Raw genomic sequence first — 4,043 nt, 5'->3', positions numbered from 1 at the left:
CCGGTGCGCCCGAGAACACGTGGCAGTCGGTGCACTTGACCGTGAGCGCCTGGATGGCGGCGGTCGTGACGGCTGACGGGTACGCGGTCGTGTCGAGCCACCTGGTGGTACCGCTGTTGGGCGGCAGCGACCAGCGATAGGTGCCCGGGTTCCCCACCGTCACCGTGAACGTGGTCACGGGATACGCCTTGCCCTGCGACGCGCCGGTGAACTGGTACGGCAGCGCGTTGTGCCCGCCGCCGGTCATCGCGTCGAAGCCGGCCTTCCAGTCGTCGGCGGGGTCGGACCAGACCGTGCCCGCGGGCAGCGGGTTCGTGGAGGTGGTCTCCTTGTGCGCGCTCGCGACGTACGTCGGCCCGTCGGACGTGTCGCCGCTGTTGTGACAGGCGATGCACCGGCGGTCGCCCGCGGCGATCGCCGCCTCAACGCCGGGCAGGAGCGCGTACGCGCCGTGCGGTGTGGCCCCCTCGTGACACACCGCGCAGCTGGTCACGCCGCCGCCCTCCATGCTCCCGCCGATGAGCGCGGTGCTGTGGATCGCGCGCAGGTCGTTCGGATGGCACCCGAAGCACCCGAGCTGGCTCGTCTGGTAGCTCACACCCCCGATGACCCACGTCGTCTCGGCCGAGTGCTTGACCGGCACGGCGACCCCACCGATGCGCACCGTGTGCGTGGTCTCCGAGGTCCCCGAGTGGCACGTGGCCGTGCCGCTGACGCCGCCGCAGCTCTTGCGGTTGCGGCCGCGGATGTCCCCGGTCGCGGCGTGGCACAGCGAGATCATGCACCCGTTCGGCTGGTAGCCCTCGTGCTGGAGACGCACGTCGGTCGAGAAGTGGCAGCCGGGACGCACGCAGAAGCCCGCCGTGATCGTCCCGCTCGGCGCCCGCTCGACCGCGACGTGCGACGTCTCGACCGAGTGGTGGACCGCGTTGACGCCCGCCTTGCCGTGGCAGTCCGCGCACGCCGCGTCCGTGGCCTTCGCGGGCCAGTCGGACTTCACGGCGCTCATCGTGGCCGGCGCGCCGTCGTGGCAGCGCACGCACAGGTTCGGCGGCGCAGGCAGACCGGTGTTGATCGCCGAGTTCGGCCGCGCGTGCTCCTTGTACAGCGCCATCTGATGGCAGCGGTAGCACGGCGTCTCGATGCCGGTGACGGTGTCGGTGTACGTGGCCACGCGCTGGGCCTCCCCGGCGACGTGATGCGCGGTGTCCGTGCCGTCGACGGTCTGCGACGGCCCGGCGTGCACCGAGGTGGACGTGTCGTACTGCCCGGCCACGCCGTGGCAGTCGCGGCCCGAGCCGCAGGTCTTCTTCGCCGGGTCGTAGGTGCCGTTGCCGTCCGACTCGGTGCGGTCGTGGCAGCGCAGGCAGGTGGTGTGCGTGTTGCCCGCGGCCGTCGGCGTGCCTATGAGCGACATGTCCGCCGACGGGTGGCAGCCGCCGCCGGTGGCGGCGCATCCGTCGGAGTCGGAGTCGTGGGTCACGTCGAGCGCCGGCGGGTGCAGCAGCGTGTGGCACGACGAGCACGCGTACTCCGAGTCGCGCGTCGCCCAGCCGCTGGCGATCGTGGACTGCACCTCGCCGCCGGTCGCGTTGTGGCAGTTGAGGCAGACGTCGCCGGGCACGACGGTCATCGTCGAGGTCGTCCGGGCGTGCTCGGTCACGAGGCTCGAGCCGTTCGGGCGGATGTCGTGGCACAGCCCGCACGGCACGCCGGCGTAGAGCGTGGAACTGGCCTGGACGCTGTTGGTCGGCGAGTGGACGTCGCCGCGGTGCGCGTCCCCGGCGAGTCCCGTGTAGCCGGTGTGGCAGGCCTTCGCAGGATCGGTCCCGCCGCAGGAGTCCTCCTTGCGCACGACGTCGGCCCCGGTCGCCTTGTGGCAGTCGGTGCAGGCGCCCTCGTGCGCGGAGCGCAGGTCCGCCGAGAGGTGGCAGCCGTCGCCGCTCCCGCCGCCCGAGCAGGTCCCCGGCACTGGCGTCCCGGCGGCGTCGAGCTCCTCGGCCTTGTGGTCGAAGCCGCCATGGATGCTCTCACTGTGGCACTCGGCGCACGCCGCGCCGGTGTCCTTCTCCGGCCAGCTGCGCTTCACGACGGCCGCGGCGTTCGCGCCGCCGATCGGCGCCCCGCTGCTGTTGTGGCAGCGGTCGCACGGCGTCCCGGAGCCCGACGCCAGCGCGTTGTCCGGCCGCGCGTGCTCGACGCCCAGCACCATGCTGTGACAGGTCGGGCACCCGACCGCCACGAGGCCGACCCCGTCGTAGAGCAGCATCCCGCGCTGCGCCGTGCCCGCCGTGTGGTGGTCCGCGTCGGTGCCGTTCGCAAGGCCGCCGCGCCCGTCGTGGACGTCGCTGACGCCGTCGTAGTCGCCCGAGGCGCCGTGGCAGTCGCGGGTCGAACCGCAGGTCTTCTTCGCCGGGTCGTACGCCAGGTTGCCGCCGCTCGCGCTCCGATCGTGACAGCGCAGGCAGGTCGAGTGGAGGTTCGCGCTCGTCGTGGGCGCGCCGACTTGCGACAGGTCGTCCGTCGGATGACAGCCGGGGCCCGACGATGAGCAGCCCGGGCTGTCAGAGGTGTGCATCGCGTCGAAGTCGCCCTCGTGCGCCGAGGCGAGCCCGTCCACACCGTGACACGACTCGCACGGCGCCGCGCCGGTGCGGTCCGGCCAGTCGTCGGCGATGGCATCCGCGGACGCCGGGTGCGCATGGCAGTTGCGGCAGTCATCGGCCGCGTTCTGCGTCCTCTCCGAGGTGGACAGTGCGTGCTCGTCGACCAGGCTGTGACCGTCGACGGCCATGTAGTGGCAGGCTCCGCACGCGATCCCGTAGTACGAGGCGTCCGCCGCCGCCTGGGCATCGCCCGGCGAGTGCACCGTGGCGTCGTTCGAATGCGTGAGCGCGTCGTTGCGATACGCGCGGTGACAGCCCGGCGCCTCCCCGCACGCGGTCGCGGTCGGCGCGTGCGACTCGACCTCGAAGTCATGGCACCCCGGCTCGCCCGCTGTCGGCGTGCCGCCACAGCTCGCCGGCTTGTCGGGGTGCAGGGCGTGGAGGTCGTTGCCCTCGTGGCAGCCGGTCCCCGTCTCGCCGCACGTCTGCGCGCCGGTGGCCTCGATCGCGCTCGCGACCTTGACCGGGTGCTGCTGGGTCTTGGCGCCGACGCGATGGCAGTCGTCGCACGAGTCGTTCTTCCAGTCCACCTTGACCTCGGACTGGCCGAACGACGTGAGGTCGTTGTGGCACTCGCCGCATCCGATGTCCGTGCCGTAGGTGCTGCCGTCGGCCACCGGCACACCGGTGTGCGACTTCCGCAGGTCGCGCGAGTGGCAGTCGCCACAGGTGGCCTTCGCCTCGCCACCCTCAACGGCGCGCACCTCCGCGTCCATGTCCGTGCCCATGGCGGTGTGCGTCGACTCGCGGTAGTGGCCCTTGGGGTACGGGTCCGTGAGCCGGACGACGTCCGCGACGCCCTTCATCGACCCGTCGTGACACAGCTGGCACTCGTGGTTCTTGTTGGGCGAGTGGCACGGGATGCAGCCGACGCCTTGGTAGTCGTGGCACGTGGTGCACTTGGCGTTCGGATGGTAGGCGTTGAAGTCCTTGTACGACTTCTCGGTGCCGTGGCAGCCGTCGCCGGAGTTCAGGCAGCCCGACTCCTTCTCGGCGTTGTAGTCGCTCTTGTCGGTGAACTTGTGGACGGTCCCGACCGGCGGGTTCCATGCCATGGAGAAGACGAGCACGACGACCGCGCCGCCGATGATCGCGGCCGTGCGCAGCTTGCGCTTCTTCCCCGCCGCGACCTGTGAGGCCGACGGCGAGCCGAACGAGTAGGTGGCGTCGGGCCTGTCGGCCACTGCCGGTCCCCTCACCTCTGACGCGCGTGCGTCTCAATGCTCGCGCGGAGTGCGACGGGGGCGGCGGCGCGCGGGCGTGCCAAAGACTTAACGAAGATGATAGCGCGTGCGCGTCGGATGTGCGCGTGGGCGCCGGCGATCACTCGAACTTGATGTAGTACCGGCAGGAGCGCTTCATGGGGCAGTCCTCGGG

At 71.6% G+C, this 4,043-nt stretch carries 1 protein-coding gene; it reads right to left on the bottom strand.

Translation table 11 applies throughout. From position 1 onward, the window contains the following. A partial coding sequence (locus FDZ70_07265) for a hypothetical protein (GenBank protein TLM74387.1) occupies positions 1-3,850 on the bottom strand: 3,850 nt, incomplete at its 3' end. Positions 3,851-4,043 lie beyond the last annotated feature (193 nt).

The sequence above is a fragment of the Actinomycetota bacterium genome (assembly GCA_005774595.1).
Classification (GTDB): domain Bacteria; phylum Actinomycetota; class Coriobacteriia; order Anaerosomatales; family D1FN1-002; genus D1FN1-002.
The sequence above is the reverse complement of the archived record's forward strand: the minus strand, read 5'-3'. Positions and strand labels throughout refer to the sequence as shown.